At 32.3% G+C, this 17997-nt stretch carries 17 protein-coding genes; 14 read left to right on the top strand and 3 right to left on the bottom strand.

Translation table 11 applies throughout. The annotated features are described in order from the left end of the window. The 10 genes from mbpA to J4051_RS06185 form a co-directional block, all read left to right on the top strand. Positions 1–394, top strand: a 394-nt coding sequence (gene mbpA, locus J4051_RS06230) for a mobilization protein MbpA (protein ID WP_236027269.1), incomplete at its 5' end; no start/stop codon positions are given. After that, a complete protein-coding gene (locus tag J4051_RS06225) occupies positions 391–1248 on the top strand; it encodes a relaxase/mobilization nuclease domain-containing protein (protein WP_208232994.1) in 858 nt (285 codons plus the stop codon). The genes mbpA and J4051_RS06225, both read left to right, overlap by 4 nt. Positions 1249–1259: 11 nt before the next feature. Then, complete coding sequence (locus J4051_RS06220; protein ID WP_208232993.1) at positions 1260–1583, top strand: DUF6730 family protein; 324 nt, start codon at positions 1260–1262, stop codon at positions 1581–1583. Between the two features lie 378 nt (positions 1584–1961). Next, on the top strand, positions 1962–2396 hold the full coding sequence (locus tag J4051_RS06215; RefSeq protein WP_208232992.1) for a restriction endonuclease subunit S: 435 nt from the start codon (positions 1962–1964) through the stop codon (positions 2394–2396). 190 nt (positions 2397–2586) lie between these two features. Next, entirely contained in the window at positions 2587–2805 is a 219-nt protein-coding gene (locus tag J4051_RS06210) for a hypothetical protein (protein ID WP_208232991.1), read from the top strand. 78 nt (positions 2806–2883) lie between these two features. Next, positions 2884–7350: a S1 RNA-binding domain-containing protein gene (locus J4051_RS06205; protein ID WP_208232990.1), complete on the top strand. Its 4467-nt coding sequence runs from the start codon at positions 2884–2886 to the stop codon at positions 7348–7350. 1 nt (position 7351) lies between these two features. Beyond that, positions 7352–8680: a hypothetical protein gene (locus J4051_RS06200; RefSeq protein ID WP_208232989.1), complete on the top strand. Its 1329-nt coding sequence runs from the start codon at positions 7352–7354 to the stop codon at positions 8678–8680. Then, positions 8673–10112 carry a phospholipase D-like domain-containing protein gene (locus J4051_RS06195; RefSeq protein ID WP_208232988.1) on the top strand — a complete coding sequence of 480 codons (1440 nt, stop codon included), beginning with the start codon at positions 8673–8675 and terminating at the stop codon, positions 10110–10112. Before J4051_RS06200 ends, J4051_RS06195 begins: the two co-directional genes overlap by 8 nt. 5 nt (positions 10113–10117) lie before the next feature. Then, complete coding sequence (locus tag J4051_RS06190; protein ID WP_208232987.1) at positions 10118–10696, top strand: hypothetical protein; 579 nt, start codon at positions 10118–10120, stop codon at positions 10694–10696. Further along, entirely contained in the window at positions 10696–11790 is a 1095-nt protein-coding gene (locus tag J4051_RS06185) for a Card1-like endonuclease domain-containing protein (RefSeq protein WP_208232986.1), read from the top strand. Before J4051_RS06190 ends, J4051_RS06185 begins: the two co-directional genes overlap by 1 nt. An 11-nt stretch (positions 11791–11801) precedes the next feature. Here J4051_RS06185 and J4051_RS06180 read toward each other — a convergent pair whose 3' ends face one another. From J4051_RS06180 to J4051_RS06170, 3 genes are all read right to left on the bottom strand, one after another. After that, positions 11802–12524 (bottom strand): GIY-YIG nuclease family protein, encoded by a 723-nt coding sequence (locus J4051_RS06180; RefSeq protein ID WP_208232985.1) that lies wholly within the window; start codon positions 12522–12524, stop codon positions 11802–11804. Positions 12525–13424: 900 nt separating this feature from the next. Continuing rightward, entirely contained in the window at positions 13425–13637 is a 213-nt protein-coding gene (locus J4051_RS06175; protein ID WP_208232984.1) for a hypothetical protein, read from the bottom strand. A 104-nt stretch (positions 13638–13741) separates the two neighbouring features. Beyond that, positions 13742–14026, bottom strand: a complete 285-nt coding sequence (locus tag J4051_RS06170) for a hypothetical protein (protein ID WP_208232983.1) — start codon at positions 14024–14026, stop codon at positions 13742–13744. 35 nt (positions 14027–14061) lie between these two features. On the opposite strand from J4051_RS06170, the gene J4051_RS06165 reads away from it, so the two are divergent. The 4 genes from J4051_RS06165 to hsdR all read left to right on the top strand — a co-directional run bounded on the left by J4051_RS06165 (position 14062) and on the right by hsdR (position 17964). After that, the gene (locus J4051_RS06165; protein WP_317192698.1) at positions 14062–14343 is read left to right on the top strand and encodes a DUF6730 family protein; all 282 of its coding nucleotides are present in this window, start codon (positions 14062–14064) and stop codon (positions 14341–14343) included. Between the two features lie 60 nt (positions 14344–14403). After that, a complete protein-coding gene (locus J4051_RS06160; protein WP_208232981.1) occupies positions 14404–15159 on the top strand; it encodes a metallophosphoesterase in 756 nt (251 codons plus the stop codon). 210 nt (positions 15160–15369) lie between these two features. After that, entirely contained in the window at positions 15370–15567 is a 198-nt protein-coding gene (locus tag J4051_RS06155; RefSeq protein ID WP_208232980.1) for a helix-turn-helix domain-containing protein, read from the top strand. Positions 15568–15657: 90 nt separating this feature from the next. Beyond that, the gene (hsdR, locus tag J4051_RS06150; protein WP_208232979.1) at positions 15658–17964 is read left to right on the top strand and encodes an EcoAI/FtnUII family type I restriction enzme subunit R; all 2307 of its coding nucleotides are present in this window, start codon (positions 15658–15660) and stop codon (positions 17962–17964) included. Positions 17965–17997: the final 33 nt, after the last annotated feature.

Raw genomic sequence — 17997 nt, 5'->3', positions numbered from 1 at the left:
AATGGGAATTATTCTGGGTAGGAATTCGAGATGTGTGTCTGTGGCCACATTCTCGTTTGCTCCCGAAGGTCGCAAAGAAAAAAAACGAGTGTTTAAGGGGAAAAGTGATCTGGTTAAGTTCAGATGTTCCATATACGAAAAAAAGCTTTTAAACATTAAGGCAGCAGCCTCAGGATTGAGCCTAAGCGAATATATCCGGCGTGCCGTATTTGAAAAAGAAATTACAGAACGGTTTAGCGAGGAACACATCGAACTTTATAAGATGATGATCAAATACCATAATAATTTCAAGGCCATAGGAAACATGTATCGAAAACGAAATCCCAAACTGACCGAATCGGTATATGCCCTGGCCAATGAAATCAAGGCGCACCTCAAAAAGTTTCAATCATGATAGGAAAGGGCAAAAGCATATCACACACCAGGGCATCGATGGCCTATGGGTGGAACCAGGAAAAGGATGCCGAGATCGTGCTCAAGGAATTTTTGCATGGTGATTCCCCAGCAGAAATCACACAGGAATTTAAAATGCTCCAGGACCAGAATCATAACTGTACAAAAAACACCCTGTCCTTTATCCTCAGCCCCACGATAGAGGACGGTAGGAAATTGGACAAAAACAAACTAGAGGACATCACCAAAAGGTTCATCCACGAAATGAAACTCGGAGAGCGTCAGGCCATCGCCTTTGTGCATAAGGACAAGGAACATAAGCACATCCATTTATATGTCAACCGGATTGATTTTAGGGGCGTGGCCTACAATGATAGTTTTATTGGAAAACGGAGCCAGTTGGCCGCAGAAAAAGTAGCAGAACACATGGGATTGACCACCGTTAAACAGGTGCAATTTGAAAAGGAATTCAATTTAAAGGAAGTGAGAACAGAGATCAAGCGCAGACATGACTTGACCATGAAACATTTAAAACCGAAATCATTTGATGCCTATATCAAGGCCATGGAGACCAATGGCGTCAAGGTCATCCCAACGATAAATAAACAAAACAATCTACAAGGGTTCCGCTTTGAATTTGATGGGCACAATCTAAAGGGCAGTGAAGTGCACCGGAACATGTCCATTGGCAATATTGGCAAACAAATGGGCCAACTTGAAGGCATCAAGAGTTTGAAAAACAATACTGTTGGGGTGACGTTGGCAGGAAATACAGTAGGCCTGGCACCAAAATTAGCTTTAAAGCTGACCAAGTTCATTATCAAAAAAACAATTCAACATGGACTCTCTTATTAAATAAAACGATCATGACAAAACTTGAAGAACTCACCGCGCTATTGGTCAATGAGACCACCGATTTTAAAAACACTTTGGAAAAGTTGGAAGGACTAAATGAGCAGTTAAAAGAAACGAAAATCAAAATGGATCTGACGGAATATAAAACGTTAATCGAAAGCCATCAGCAACAAATGGAAGCTCATTTAAAGGCTGTTAAAAATTTTGAATATCGGTTCGAAGACACTATAAAGAAAGCAAAGATTTATCCTAATTGGGCGGTGGTGGTTTTTATTGTGAGTTTGGTTTTGGGAGTTGGTGGGGTGGTTTTTTTAGTGTTAAGTTATTTTGGGTGACAATAAGAGTTCATTAATCAATATTGCTTTTAAACACAATTCTTTTTTTCCTTTTCTTAGCTACTATGTTGTGTGTCTTATGGTATGAGCAACACTTTAGTATATTCCTTATTCTCCTCCATTTTAAATTTATCAATACAAATATATACGAACATCCGATCGAATAAGTGAATGTGCAATCGCTTATTGCATTTACGGAGAACTGTCTTTTAATAGAATTTTCTTGGCCTAATATGTCAATTTACTTAAGCACAGCGAAAGGAAGCGTTTTTTTTATAAATAATCTTCCTATATTGAACAATTATTGAAAAATTAACGATCTATAATTGCCCTAACGGTTATAGTCGATAGAAAAACTAAATCAGTTCCTAAACTACTATGAACAAAAAAGATCTTTCGGAAAGAGATATCTGTAGTAAATTTATCAATCCAGCCATAAAAAAGGCAGGGTGGGATATGCGAAGAGAGGTGCGTGAGGAAGTCTCATTTACTGATGGCCGAATCATTGTTCAGGGAAAATTATATACCCGCGGAAAAAGCAAAAGAGTAGATTATATACTATACCACAAGCCGAACGTTCCTATAGCGATTATTAAAGCCAAAGACAATAAGTTTCTTAGATCAGGTGCTTTCTTAAATCAATTATTTAAAACTGAAACTGGTACTGCAAATCAAGGTAATTTAGGTTCAACAGCTTTTAAAAGTTTAGCATTTCCATTCCCGCCATTAGAAGAACAAAAAGCCATCGTCCAAAAAGTAAATGCTTTAATGGGTTTATGTGATGCGTTGGAGCAAGAAGTACAACAAAGCTAAGAAAATTGAGCAGTTAATGCAGAGTTGTTTGAGAGAGGTTTTTGAGTGTAATTAAAAATAATTATCAAGATTTAATTTTATGACGAGAGATCATTTACGACAAGCAATTGCATCTTAATTAAGGAATGTAGTTCCATTTAAAAACGGTAAGGCTGTGCATTGTTTTTTATTCAAAAACACATGGTATCCATTGCGTGCTACTGTAAGTTACGCTTCAAATTTAGCAGGAGATAATACTGACAAAACCAAAAATGAAGCATTGGTTATTATCTATGAGCTAATACCTTATGTATCGGTTAAAACCATCGAAATAATAGATAATAATTTGGTAGAGCTTACCCCTCAAGAAAAGGATAAAAGAATTGTAATGTTAGCTGATATGATTAAGGAAATATGTGAATTTTATTAATTATGTGAGATGATTAGAAAACATTTAGGATAATTATCAACGAGGTTTTTAGTCTATAAAAAGAATTTTAAGAAATCTATGAACGGCAAAATAATTAAAATAAGCTCAAATCTCGGTTTTATCGAATATGAAGGTAATAATCGAGTTACTTATGTTTTTAAAGATTATAAAGATTTTAAGATTGGGGATATTGTCAATTTCGAAATTGAAAAGCTATCGATTCTAGGTTCGGAAGAATCTTTTGATAGGGCAATTAGTTTGCAATATGCCAATGAAGTAAAACCTAATTTTATAAGATTAAATGCTGTTTTAAGAGAATTGAATATTTCTTTAGATGAAACTAGAGTATTCTTTAAAGAATTAAAAATAGTATCTGAAATTTCACCAAACACTAAAATTACTATCGAAAGCTATAATCAGTTGGTTAACTATATTAATTCTCAAAAACTCTCAGAAAAAATTAGTGTTGGATCTAATGTTGCTTCACCGTTTGAAATAGGAGCAATAATCGAAACAGATATAATTGACATTATCTCTCCATCATTGATTGTAGTGGATTATTCTAATGATCAAAAGGCATTCCTACCACTTCAAAATTTGTCATGGAATATTTTTGATTCTCAAAGTATGCTTGCCTCATATCATATCGGTGACAGAATCAAAGTTGTTGTCATAGAAAATGACGTTGAAAAAGCAATTATTGTGAGTACAAAACATTTGCTAGATCGACCTGATGAAACTTCACAATGGCAGGGTTTAAATATTGGACATAAAATTAAAGGAGAGATTCAAGAAATATTAATTAATAAAATCATTGTAAAAACTGAGATTGGATTTTATGGAATTATAAATATACCAAAAGAAGAAAACAGTTCATTTGAAACAGGTGAAATATTAAATCTAACTGTAAAAGGTAAGGATGAATTTAATCAATTTTTAAAACTAAGCATAGAAGATGGGGTTGATTTTGAAGAAGAAATAGATGAAGTAGCAGAAGATTTTCAAACTCAAGACTCTGATTTAAAATCAATTAAGTCTTTTGAAAAATCAATTTACTATTCTGTAGCAACCAAGGAAGAAAAGAAAAACATCTTAACCTTCTTTTCTATTGATGACATGTTGTTTTCTAGCGCAATTTCATTCGACAGTCCATTTCATATAATCTTCGGTTTTAACACTGCAGCATGGGAGAATGATTTTAAAAACTCACTAATACCATATATAGGTACAGATGCTACTGAAAAACAGGCGTTGAAGTTTTTGGAAGATCAAAAGTATTGGATCAGAATGAATTCTTGGTTTGATAAAATGGGGGGTAAATTAATTAATAATTGGATATTATTTAATGAAAAAATTTATTTATCTGGTATTGTGGATTTAGAAAATGATGAATATAAATTTATCATCCACAGTCTTTCTATAGAAAGAACTAAAAAAAAGGATTCTTTAAGTAAAGAAAAAAGCTTAAATCAAGGAACATTCCTTTTAACTAGTAAAATCCGAGTTCTGTCACCATATGATTCTGTTCAACTTGGGATAAATTACAAAAATGATTTCTCAAAAATAAAAAATAAGGTCGATGCTTTCGAAATTCTCAACGGGTTAAAAAGACAATCGGGTGCAATTTTAAGAGAAGAAGGTCATTCTATAACAATTTTCGATAAGTTTTTAGAATATCAAGAATCAATTGAAAGAAAAGGTAATGAAAATTCTAGGATCCATATCTATGGATATAAAAGTGTACCAAATACTAAAACAGATTTAGCAATAGAAATAGAAAAAGATATTGATGATATATTTACTGGTAGTGAAGAAGAAAGCCAGATGATAGCTATTAGGACAGAAGAACACTCTCATAAAGAAAAAAAGGAAAATGAATATGTTTGGTTTTGTGATGCTTTTATAGAAATAAATAATGATAAGTCAATATTGCATCTTATTAATCTCGATAAACCACTAAATCAATTAGACAAAGGATTTTTTATTGAGCCTAAAGTAAACCTTCGACAATATCAAGTTCAACGTGAAGTAATCAAGGATTTTTTTGATAAGAAATTAAAATTAGATCATATTGAATCACTTTTAGTACGACCAGAAAAAATTCGCCCACCTGAAGAAAATGATTTAATATATATAAACAAATTACTCGAAGAAACAGAAAAAAAACAACCTCAAAATAACCAAGTTAAATCAGTAAAAAAAGCAGTTGGCAACAAAAACATTTTTTTGATTCAAGGACCTCCTGGTACGGGAAAAACTACTGTTATCGCTGAAGTTGTAGAGCAATTAGTGGAAAAAGGAGAAAAAATTCTTGTTGCTAGTCAAACTCACATTGCTGTAGATAATGTTCTCGAAAAAGTTTCTTCAAACAAAAATATAACATGTGTTAGGCTTGGAAGTATTCAAAGAATTAAAGAGGACTTGTGTCAATATCAAATCACGAATCTTATAGAAACGTATTCAAATGATTTTGAAAAAGTAATTAATATAAATATTTCTTTAATTGATCATTTGTTGGAGCTGGGTGCCAGCTATGAATTTACTGAGATAAGAAGCAAGTTAAAATTGATTATTAAAGAAAAGAGTTTAAGTTTTAAAGAAAGCTTTAAAGATGTGCTAATTCAAAAGAATTTTGAATTTATTGAAGTACTTTCAAAAACTCCGTTTGAGCGTTTGAGAGATATAAAAGCTTTATTGAGAGAGTGGACCCTAAACATTTCATCTGAAAAAGAAATATTGATAAAACCTCTGTTATATAAATCAGTTGATGTGGTATTTGCAACATGTATTGGAGTTAGAACGGATAGAGAATTAAATGAATATGGATTAAAATTTGATACTGTCATAATTGATGAAGCTGGAAAAGCCAATATTTCTGAAACGCTAGCAGCTATTTCCATGGCAAAAAAAGTTATATTGGTTGGTGATCAAATGCAATTGCCTCCATATATTGACGGAAGCATGTTAGATGAGAACGACTCCAACAGTTTTCCCCGTTCTAAATATGGCTACAAATTCGTAAAGGATGATATTCAACACGCGTTAAAGACTTCCTTTTTTGAGTTTCTAGTGAATAGAATAAAAAACAATCAATTCCCCAAGGAAAATAAAGAACTACTGAATTATCAACATCGAATGCATCCTCACATCGGGGAGTTTATTTCAGAATCTTTTTACGATGGTAAAGTTAAAATGGGAGAGCGCACTTATACTCATAAACTCCCTATGCCAAGTCCATTTGATAAAGAAGTTGTATTTATAAACACCTCAAGTGCAAGTAATCCATATGAGAGTTTCGATGGTTATTCTGCCAGAAATGATTCAGAAGCCTATTGTATAAGTACTTTAATTGTGCCTAAACTGCTTGAAGCAGGTCTTACATACGAAAATTTCGCTGTAGTTGCACCTTACAAATCGCAAGTGACGCATATAAAAAAATCATTGAAGGATAATACCCAAAATTCTCATTTGATTGAAGTTTCGACTTTAGATTCTTTTCAGGGCATGGAGTTCGATGTTGTTGTATTTAGTTTTACAAGATCGGCAGGTCCTAATCAAAAAAATAAAAAAGTCGGCTTCTTAGATGATGCTAGACGATTGAATGTCGCATTTTCTAGAGCCAAAAAGAAATTAATTCTAGTTGGAAATTCGGAAACACTCACAGATTCAAGAAGTCATTTTGATTCATTATTCGATTATACAAAATTGTTCTCAAAGTTGGTTGATTTAAGTAAAAATGAAAAAATTGGAAATTTTGTTGAGTTAACAGATTATTCGGATCTAAAGACGCCATTTGAATTGTTCCGGGAGAATAATAAAACGGGAAGTGTTGTTGATGGGAAAGTTAAAAGAATAGAAAAATATGGAGCTTTTGTTGACCTTGGAAATATAGATGGGTTAATTTACATTGCGGATTTAAGTTGGTATAGAATAAACCATCCTGATGAAGTATTAGAATTGAATCAGGAAATAAAGGTGAAAATCTTGGGTTATGATTTGACAAAAAAACAAATATCGCTGGGCTATAAGCAATTGCAAGCAAATCCATGGAGTGTCTTTACTTATGAAACTGGAGACAAAATTATAGGTAAAGTCACCCAATTGACGGATTACGGTGCGTTTATGGAATTGTCTGAAGGAGTCATAGGGCTTTTACATGTGTCAGAGATGTTTTTTGGAAACAATAAAAAATTTCCCCAAGATTACTTTGCGCTTAATGAAACGGTTGAAGTAGTTATTAAGGCTATTAATATGGATAAAAAGCAAATATCATTAAGTAGGAAGTCATTGCTTAAAGATCCTTGGTCAAATATCAATTCTAAATACTTCGTAAATAGTGTTTATAGTGGAAGAATGATTAGTATGACTAATTATGGTGTTTTTATAGAGTTAGAAGAAGGGATAGATGGTCTACTTCATATATCGAATATTTCGAGAAAAGTAGGAATTGACAGATTTTACACACAACACAAGGATATCAATGTTAAAATCAAGAAGATAGATAAAATCAAAAGACAAATCACATTAATCCAGACTGAAAAATAAAATGGCTTTATTTAATATTGACATAGAAAGATATTATCAATCGCAACTAGAAGATGGGTTCGAATTAAAATCGATTGCTTACATGCAATATCCCATTTATTGTATTCATGCCACCATAATTGATAGTACTCCAGATCCACTTGAGAAATTGGACAAAGCGATTATAAAATGTTTACTAATTAATAGTGAGTATTCATCGAATGAGATTTCACAATTAATAAGCGTTCAGAAAATGGCTGTAGAAATGAGATTACGGCAAATGAAATTAGAAGGCTTAATTGAGGGAGATAATAATTTAGAGGTTACGGATTTAGGCTTTGAAATAATTGTTCATGGAAAAGAGAAAAGAAGACAGAGAAGACAATATAATTTTTATATAGATGGCATAGATTTTATGCCATTGAGCAGCGACTTATATTCTCCTAGATACTTGAAATCTTTTTTTGATGAAAATGAGTATACATATTATACAAATTCTAAAGGTAATACGATCATATCTAAACCATTTAAGCCCAGCATCGTTCATGAACCGTTAATCAAAGAAAAAGTTCTCCATAATATTCTTAATATATCAGAAAACAAAAGAGAAGCATGGTCGATACCAGAAGGTTTGGAAGAAATAGAAAGTATTGATTTTACTAAAATGTCTATTCCCATTTTAGTTGGGTTAATGGTAAAAGATAAGAAAGGCTTTAGAAAATTACTGGATGGTTTCTCTCCCACAGGAGATTCTGATAAGATTGCAGGATTTAATTTAAAAATCAAAAGCAAAATCGATAATCTTGAGTTAAGAATAGATACTTGGAAAGACCAAAAAAGTGAAGCTGATAAATTTGCATTTGCGTCGAATTGGGTCGAAATTGATAAGAAGAATGAAGATCAAAAATTACAATTTATATCAAAAGAAGACTTGAAATTAGCATTGGGCAAAATTTATAATATAGAGTTTTCTTCAGATGAAGAAATTATTAATACCGAATTTGAAATTGGAATAAACATTACAAAAAAATTATTACTGAATTTAAAATCAAACAGAAAGCAGGTTTTGAAAAATTTAGAAAGAGGTAGGGATTACCAAATGACTTCTGTGAAAAATGGTATGTGGATAATTTTTATTACGTTTAAAACTAACTCATCATTTGTAAATTATTTGTTAGAGATTCAGAGCTTTCTAAATGACGCTAGAAAGCGTGATTTAAAAATCAGTCATATTTCAAAAAGACTCTTGAAGAATGATTTATATAGAAATGTTTTAGTGCTTCTTGAGGAATATGAATTACTGGAGAAAATGGATATCAATCAACATATGAATAAAATTTTAAATGAATAAATCAGGATTAATTACCAATAAAGGTGAATTTCAAGGAGGTTATTTTGTTCTTAATGAAAACAGAGATGACAGTGAATGGATTGAAAAAACAGATTTATTTGTTACGCTTCCTTATATAAACTCAATAAAGGATGAGTTGATAAGTCTAATTCGGAATTCGAGTTTTTCGATTAAGTTATGTTCATTTATCTTAACTGATCAAGATATTTATTTAGAAATCGAGCAAATATTAAATAATACTAATGTTGCAGTTTTTATACTAACACAATTGGACGATTCGAAATTTTCAACCTCATTATTATCGGAAGAAGAAATGACGGAAAATTTCAATCAAATCCATTTGGATATTATCAAAAAATTGTACTCTCAAGGAGCACATGTTAGGGCAACAAGGACAGCACATGCTAAATTTATAATTTCAGACAGGAAAAAAGCATTGATAACTAGTGCTAACGTGACTACGCCATCTTTGACTAGTAATCCGGAGACTGGTATCTATATTAGTGATTTACAGACATCAAAAGATTTAGACAGTCTTTTTGATGAAATTTTCCAAAATGGTACCGAATACACCAAATTCATTTCTGCAAGTTCAAGTAGGCAGTTTATAATATCCAGACAAAATAATATTTCCGCCGATACAATAGCTTCGCTTACCCGTTCGAATTTGCGTTTCACTTATGAAGAATATGATCATTCACTTTATAATGAACTAATTGATTTAATGGAGAATACAAAGGAGGATATCTATTTGTCTACTTATAGCATTGTCGGCCTTGAATTTTTGCCTGAATTTGTAAGAACTGTTAAAAAGAAAATAGAACAAGGTTTATCGGTTCATGTTTTTTCTCGTGGTATGAACTATAGAGCTGACCATTTGGCTAGTTGTACGCAATTGGCAAAGTTGGGATGTAAAATTTATGGAGATATTTATAATCATTCAAAAGGAATTATAACAACTGAAAGAAGTATGATTTTTACCGCAAATATAGATGGTAATCATGGTTTGAAGAATGGGTTCGAAGTTGGAGCAATTATGAATGAAGCACAAGCGGAACACATGGCGACATTTGTAAAGTGGCAAATCAAGACAGCACCTTATGTGTTTGCCTTGTCTCCTTCGAAAAAAAGTTATTTCTCGTATTATTCGTTTTATTGCAGGGAAAAAGAAATAAATCATAAAAAAACCCCTGACAATATTATAGTAAAATTAAAAGCGCATAACAGAGAACTTGCGAGTCTAATTGATGAAACCCCATGTTATCTTAAGTTCAAGAATCAGAAAATCATACAACTTCAAATTGGCAGGAACACTTATCAAGCTAATCTTGAAGAAAACATATTGATTATTGGAGAAAGAATCAGTTATAGAGATTACAATCTGGAATCGTATCTTTTATGTTATGATACTATTAAAATAATATTTGAATAATAAAGATGGAAACTAATTTAAAATATACAGAAGAATGGTTGTCATTAGCAAGGCATGGCAATTTTCAATTGGCAGAAAAACTCTATTTCGATAAGTTATTTCCAGAAATAATTGATAAATTTCAAAACAGGTTTTCGAATCTTTTTGATGAAGATGAGGTTTTGATTTCTATTTTGGGATTTTCTCCTGAACCGATCATTCTTACAGCCAATGCTGTTAAGCCGATAAAGCATTATATTATAACAACAGAACATAAAGATGAGGTTATTAATAGAGTGGAAGAATTTGTTCAAGATGAGTTTAATCTAATAACTATATCAGATACTAGTTTTAACACTATCTACAAATCTTTAAAAGAAATATTGTATCAAATTGAATCTCCAAAAATAACTATTGATATAACTGGTGGAAAGAAATCTATGGTTGCTGCTGCTGCAATATTCGGGAAGGATTATAGATGTAAAATTACTTATGTTGATTTTGATGATTATATCAAGGAATTACGTAAGCCTGTACCAGGGTCAGAAGTTTTAAATGTTGTTTATGACCCATATATTAATCAACCTGAACTATTCTTGAAATAATGAAACATCAAATAACACTTTTGGGAGGGCAAATTTTACCTGTCTATATTGGAATTGTTGATAGGAAACCTAATGTAGTTCACATTTTATACACAAAGGAAACTGTGCGATTAAAAAACAGGTTAGTCAATCAAATTTTTGGATATAAAGTGTTTGATTATCAGATTGAGCCATATGATTATCAATCAATTGAGGATGCTGTAACAAAGATAATTTGTGATAATGAGGATGCAATATTCGAGCTTAATCTAACAAGTGGTACAAAATTGATGGCTTTGGCAAGTCAAAAGGTATTTCAGACCTTAGAATGTTTCAGTTTTTATATTGATCAAAACCAAAATCTAATTGATTTAAGCAACGGCAATAAACAAAAATTGGATATCGAAATATCAACTAAAACTTTTCTTGCACTTTCAAACCACGACGAGTTTTCATCAGTGTCACTAAAAACTTTTTCCATAGATGAAAATAAGCTAGCAAATTCAATATTTGAATTGAGAAAAATTAATTCTGGCTTAAAAGGGTTATTCCATTTATTTAGAAAAACAAATGTTAAAGCCGATTTACTAGAATATTCTTATAAGGATAAAAAATATGGCGTTAATTGGAAAGGGAATAAGTTATCTGTTATTGCACCGAAATTTAATTTAGAGTCAACCGGAAGTAATTCTTTTAAAATTCTAACTACTGGGTTATGGTGGGAATTGATAGTTGGAAATGCAGTGTCCTCTTGGAAATCTGCTCGAGAAATTCATATGAGTCTCATCATTAAGTCCAATGCTAATGTAAAACTTGATAAAAATGAAATTGATATTTTAATTAATACAGGACAAAAAATGTTGTTTATTGAATGTAAGTCAGGTGTTGTTTTACAATCCGATATTAATAAAATGAGAGCTATTAGTAAATTTTATGGAGGTATTAGTTCAAAATCAATACTTGTGTCATTTTATAAACCAAAAGAAGAATTTATTGAAAAATGTCAAGATTTTGGAATAGAATTGTTTTTTTTGGAAGAATCAAATAAAAAACATATAGAATTAAAAACAATTGCAAATAAATTAGATCAAATGTTTTCAAAGATTGAAATATAAGATAGCAGAGTTTATTGTTTATCCCAAATAGAATTTTGAACAGGCAGAGGTTCGATAGCTAGCTTTGTATTAGCCATAACTTTATTTCTATGGTTTTCCTCACAAACTCTAAAATACTCCCCACCTCTTATTTTTGACCAATTCTCTTCGGTCATTAATTTTACAACCTGATTATTTAGTAATCTGTTTTGTTCTTCTTCAGGATATTTGCTTACGTTTATTACACTCGTTAATTCCAATGGTTTGTGCATTGAACACCATTCGTTACCCTTTCCGTTGAATTCCTTTAATACGCCAATCTTAAGATTTTTAGTTTTTCCAATAAAATAATTCCCCCTTTGTAGTTTTAAAGTAAATATAAATACACCATACATATTCAAATTATAATTTGACTTGTTTAGAATAGGTATTATTTCGTTTCCTAGATCAGAATTATTACAAAGTAAAAATCTTAAACGTTCTTCATCTAGCGTGCAATAATCGCCACCTCTCACGTTTTTCCATCCATACTTTTTCATGTAATGAATAGTTATTGAATTTTCCAGAAACATGGCTTCGTTTACTTCAGTAAAATTTGTCTCTATTTTTTCAACCTCTTCAAGTGGTTTATGTTTCTTGGTCCATTCTGAACCTAACTTTCCTTTAAGATGATATTTTAAGCGGTTTTCTGTATCTGTTGATTGACCAACGTAATATTTATTATCTTCTAATTTTAAAACATATATTTTTATCATGTGTAGGTTTTTAAATATTAATTGAGTTTTGGGTTTGTTTTAATTTTTTTTATCTTTTGAAGGTCAATTGAAATAACTTTTAAACTTAACATTTTTTTTAGAATCAGCAAACCTAAATTCCTTTTATGAGTATTAGAGTCTTACATATCTCTATATTAGTAACTCTATATTGTATATCAGCCCAGCTAAAATTTCACATTAAAAATCCGTTCAAGAATTAAATTATCCACTTCAGCATCACTTGGTAGTACGAATGTTTTTTCACCTCTTGTTTTTGGTATATTATCGTCTTTCGAATCAATTATGCTCTTTTGAGTTTTAAAAAGATATTCATACTGTTTTTGCCCTAAAGGAATCAGATTTATTTGTCTTTCTAACAGTTCCTTTCGATCAATCAGGGCAGCAAATGCTGATGCCTGAATCTGTAATTGTAACTGGCCTAAGTGAGCTTTGATTGCATCAGATTGGTGGTTAAAAAGAGTAATCGTAGATTCTACAATGGTTGGAATTTCTTGTTCAGCATTATTTTTTAGTCAATCGTAAATATGATCCCAGAAGTTATCTGTTGACCAATAGTCTTCGATAACGAAATCTAATGTTTCTTTCTTTAAATGACCTTTCATTTCCAAAAGCTAAAAGATATTTCGTTTTAGGATTATAGACTTTACCAGAATATTTATGCTGTGTTTATTTTTGAAAGAACCAACTTCACCTATTTCTGTAATGATTCCTAAAGTATTAAAAATCTCATTATCTTCTAATTCAATTTGGCTTTCTTCAGAATATCTGGGAATAGGGCATAAGGGATATAAAATATAGAAGGTGGTAAATCGCTTTTTGCAAATCGGTAACCGTTGTTTTAATATCCATAACTTTTAATTGAGATGTTTGGAGTATTCATTAACAATTTTGCCATCCACACATTTGAATTTTAATCAAGTACTTGACTTCGGTACAGAAAAATATTTTGGAAAACCAGTATTTGAGCCAACCTATAAAGTGCTTTGTGGTTTTGAACTTTTTTATGCCATTATAACCTACTTCGATCATCAATGCCAGTACTGTTGAATAACTCATGCCTTCTATGGCCAGAAAGTCTGTACCTTCAAACATTTGATAGGACTGTAGGTTTAGATCTATATTCTTGGGTGTGATTTTATTTATTCTTTTGTGGGGTTTGGGATCAATAAAGTGCTCTCTTTTGTCCTGGTCTGAACCTATGATCTGAGTAAGCTTTTTTCAATTTCCACATCGCACTGTTCGATTTTCTGCTGAAGATGGTCGTAGGTTTCTAATTCTTGCTTTAGAGCAAACAGGTAGTCTTTTCTGCCATTGGATTGTAAAGCCAAAGCGATCTCTCCTTCACTTTTTTTGCGGTAGCGATGTCTAAGCGCAGCTAGATTTAGCGGAATTCTTCCTCCATTGCTTATACCTCTTATAATCAATAATCCTGTTAAACCACGAATATCCTTAACCACAACATCCAGTCTAAGGTTGAACAACCGCAGATGTTTTTGCATTTTCTTGGATGTAGAGGCTGCTGAATGAATCAGGTTTTAGCGATGCCGGTAGTAAGTACGCAATTACGCAGTTAAAAGAAACGAAAATCAAGATGGATCTGACGGAATATAAAGCTGCAATAGAAATCCATCAGCAACAAATGGAAGCTCATTTAAATTCGTTAGAGCGGTTTCAAGATCACTTTGATACTAAAGTAAAACAGGCTAAGATTTATCCTAATTGGGCGGTGGTGGTTTTTATCGCTAGTGTAATTTTAGGAATTGGGAGTTTGGTTTTGTTGTTAATGTATTATGTGTAAAAGAAGGTGTTTTTTATTCATAGCTAAAAAAACTACTTTTAAAATATGTAAGTTAGCATCATGAAAATTCAAATCTGCTCAGACCTACACTTAGAATTCCCTCAAAATCGCGAATGGTTACAAGCAAACCCTCTAATTCCTAAAGCAGAAACCCTCATTATTGCTGGAGACACTTACTATTTAGATAGAGATTTTTCAAAATTAGATTTCATAAATAAGGTTTCTAATGATTTTAAACACGTTTATCTAATTCCTGGAAATCATGAGTATTATGGAGGATATGATGTTTCAACTGCATTGTTATCTAGGCAAATTGATATTAAAAATAATGTGCATTTAATAAACAATAAGTCCGTTCTAATAGAAGATGTTAATCTAATTTTTTCAACACTTTGGTCTAAAATTGAGAACAATGCAAATGAAATAAAAATAGGAATGAACGATTTTAGATTAATCAAGTTCAAAGAGGAGCAATTTACAATCAATCACTATAATACTATTCACGACAAAGCTTTTAATTTCTTATCTAAAGAAATTAAAAAAGATGGCAAAAAAGTTGTTATTACACATCATTTACCTAGTGAGGAGTGTAACGTTAACGAGTTTAAAGGTAGTCTTCTTAATGAAGCCTTTTGTATTGATAAAACGGATTTCATTTTAAATAGTGATATTGATTATTGGATTTATGGTCACTCGCATAGAAACATAACCGATTTTAAAATTGGAAATACTAAAATGGTAACTAATCAATTAGGTTATATTGGTTTGAATGAACATCAATTATTCAATTATGAAAAAGTTATTGAAATAAGCTAGTTGTTCAAAAAATATCATAGTAAAATATTGAGATAACTACCTCTTAATGGTACTCTTCTCAAATTACTACTTTCAATTAGATTATAAAACGACTGCTAAATGCGGTATTTTTATCAAATAAACACTTTTTAAATTGTCTGAAAACATAACGAAATACGATGTATTGCTACCCTATTTATCCTATATTTATAACATTAACCAAAATTCACGATGAACCGGATTAAAGAAGTTCTGGAAGAGAAAGGAATAAAGCAAGTTTGGCTTGCTCAGCAGTTGGGTAAAAGTTTCAATACCGTAAATGGTTATGTTCAGAATAGAGCACAACCTAGCTTGGAGGTTTTGTTTAAAATTGCGATTATTTTAAATGTTGAGCCAAAGGATCTCTTACTAACTATTAAAGAGATTTAGAGTATTTGGGAGTTACAAGGCTAACTTCATAATAAATAGAATTATTGGAATAGAAATGTTTCCAAAAATTTTTAAGTTAAACCTGATTGCATGGGGAATATTTTATCTGAATCAGATACTAGGGCGAATTATATCGACCCTAAATTGGTTGATAGCCAGTGGGAACCAATTCATATTGTTAGAGAATACTATTTTACGGATGGTCGAAAACTACTTGGTAACAAGCGAGGCAAGAGGCTGTTCATAGATTATTTATTAAAATACAACAACGCCAACTTAGCCATTGTCGAAGCTAAGAAATTAGATGATCATCCTACTAAAGGACTTCAACAAGCATTGGAATATGCAGAGAAACTCGATATAAACTTTGTTTATGCAACTAATGGCGTACGAATTTATGAGTTTGATAGACGTATAGGGAAGGGAGATTATATTGATGATTTTCCAACCCCAAAAGAATTGTACAACAGACTTTTTGGGAAGACCAATCAATTAAAAGAACAGTTACATAACATCCCTTTTTTACTCACAGGAAATTTTGGTCCTCGATATTATCAGGAAATTGCCGTCAATAAAACGATGGAAAGTATCGCTGATGGTCAGGATCGTATTCTTTTAACTTTAGCTACTGGTACTGGAAAAACTTTTATTGCTTTTCAAATAGTGCATAAACTATTGCAGGCCAAATGGAATTTAGATGGAAATGATAGACGTCCAAGGATTCTGTTTTTAGCAGATAGAAACGTTTTGGCAGACCAAGCAATCAATACGTTTAATCCTTATGAGAATGATGTTATAAAGATTGATGGAGAAGAAGTGCGCAAACGCAACGGCGTTGTTCCTACCAATGCCTATATCTTTTTTGCCATATATCAAGCCATTGCCGATCGGGAGGATATTGGCGGTTATTATTCGAAATACCCAAGCGACTTTTTTGATTTGGTGATTATTGATGAGTGCCACCGCGGAAGTGCGAACGAAGAAGGGTCGTGGCGCGCCATATTGGATCATTTCAGTCCTGCCATTCATTTGGGAATGACAGCGACACCAAAACGAGATGATAATGTGGATACCTACCAGTATTTTGGGAAACCTATTTATGAATATTCTCTAAAAGAAGGGATTCAAGATGGGTTTTTAACGCCATACAAAGTAAAACGAGTGACCACCAATATCGATGAGTACATTCATACCAACGACAGTCGCATTATTCAGGGCGAAGTGACCAAAGATCGGTATGAGATCAAGGATTATAATAAAAGTATTACCATCAATCAGCGAACAGATCTTGAAGCAAGAACGATTTTAGAACACATTGGCAAAATGGATAAAACCATCGTGTTTTGTGCCAATCAAGACCATGCCCTTGATTTAAGGGATTATATTAATAAGCATAAAACCGTTTCCGATCCTAATTACTGTGTGCGTGTAACCAGTGACGAAGGAAAACACGGTAGAGAATTGTTGGAAATGTTTCAAGACAATGATAGAGACATTCCAGTGATTTTAACCTCTTCAAAAATGTTGACTACAGGAGTGGACGCTCGAAATGTGCGAAATATCGTGCTGACTGCGCCAATTGGCTCTATGGTAGAATTCAAACAAATTATTGGTCGTGGCACTCGTGTTTTTGATGGCAAAGACTTTTTTACGATTATAGATTTTGTAGGAGCCACCAATTTGTTTTACGACACCGCTTGGGATGGTGAAGCGGAAGAAATAGAAGAAGGTGGAACAGGAGGAGAGCCAAAACCAAAAGAACCGAAAGAGCCCAAAGTTGACGATCCTCGTGAACCATACGAACGAAAAGAAAAATTGATTGTCGAGTTGTCCAACGGGCGTAGATTGAAAGTCACAGACGTTGACACACGCTATATAGATGAAAACGGAAGGCCTTTGACGGCACGTGAATTTCTCGAAAAATTGATAGGGGAATTGCCTGGCATTTATACAGATGTAGAACAATTGCGGTCCATTTGGGCAAATCCAGATTCCCGATCCGATTTATTGATAAAATTGGCTGACTTAGGTTTTGATAGAGAGCAGCTCAACGATTTGCGAAATATGATTGCCACGCCCGATTGCGATATTTTTGATGTGTTGGCGCATATATCCTTTTCATCGGAATTGATGACACGAAAACAACGTGTGGAATTTGTAAAAGGAGATCCACAGGTTTTTGAAGTCTATAAAAATCTTGAGGCCAAAGAGTTTTTGGAATTCATTCTGAAGCATTACGAGAAGTTCGGCATTGAAGAATTACGGCGTGATAAATTGGGAGATTTGGTAACCCTAAAATTAGGAACGCCAAAAGACGCTAAAAACGCTTTTGGTAATATGGATGTCCTTTTGGGTGCTTATTATAAACTCCAGCAGCAAATATATCAAGTATCCTAACACGATTAATCGCATATCGCGATATGCGATATA

The organism is Gelidibacter pelagius, assembly GCF_017581925.1.
GTDB classification, from domain to species: Bacteria; Bacteroidota; Bacteroidia; order Flavobacteriales; family Flavobacteriaceae; genus Gelidibacter; species Gelidibacter pelagius.
Note: the sequence above shows the minus strand (reverse complement) of the source record. Positions and strands in the feature narration are given on the sequence as shown.

Excerpts from the sequence above, each read along its gene's own strand:
- J4051_RS06185 (WP_208232986.1), top strand. The coding sequence starts at position 10,696 with ATGAAACATCAAATAACACTTTTGGGAGGGCAAATTTTACCTGTCTAT.
- J4051_RS06180 (WP_208232985.1), bottom strand. The coding sequence starts at position 12,524 with ATGATAAAAATATATGTTTTAAAATTAGAAGATAATAAATATTACGTT.
- J4051_RS06225 (WP_208232994.1), top strand. The coding sequence starts at position 391 with ATGATAGGAAAGGGCAAAAGCATATCACACACCAGGGCATCGATGGCC.
- J4051_RS06160 (WP_208232981.1), top strand. The coding sequence starts at position 14,404 with ATGAAAATTCAAATCTGCTCAGACCTACACTTAGAATTCCCTCAAAAT.
- J4051_RS06200 (WP_208232989.1), top strand. The coding sequence starts at position 7,352 with ATGGCTTTATTTAATATTGACATAGAAAGATATTATCAATCGCAACTA.
- hsdR (WP_208232979.1), top strand. The coding sequence starts at position 15,658 with ATGGGGAATATTTTATCTGAATCAGATACTAGGGCGAATTATATCGAC.
- J4051_RS06155 (WP_208232980.1), top strand. The coding sequence starts at position 15,370 with ATGAACCGGATTAAAGAAGTTCTGGAAGAGAAAGGAATAAAGCAAGTT.
- J4051_RS06175 (WP_208232984.1), bottom strand. The coding sequence starts at position 13,637 with ATGTTTGAAGGTACAGACTTTCTGGCCATAGAAGGCATGAGTTATTCA.
- J4051_RS06215 (WP_208232992.1), top strand. The coding sequence starts at position 1,962 with ATGAACAAAAAAGATCTTTCGGAAAGAGATATCTGTAGTAAATTTATC.
- J4051_RS06220 (WP_208232993.1), top strand. The coding sequence starts at position 1,260 with ATGACAAAACTTGAAGAACTCACCGCGCTATTGGTCAATGAGACCACC.
- J4051_RS06190 (WP_208232987.1), top strand. The coding sequence starts at position 10,118 with ATGGAAACTAATTTAAAATATACAGAAGAATGGTTGTCATTAGCAAGG.
- J4051_RS06205 (WP_208232990.1), top strand. The coding sequence starts at position 2,884 with ATGAACGGCAAAATAATTAAAATAAGCTCAAATCTCGGTTTTATCGAA.
- J4051_RS06195 (WP_208232988.1), top strand. The coding sequence starts at position 8,673 with ATGAATAAATCAGGATTAATTACCAATAAAGGTGAATTTCAAGGAGGT.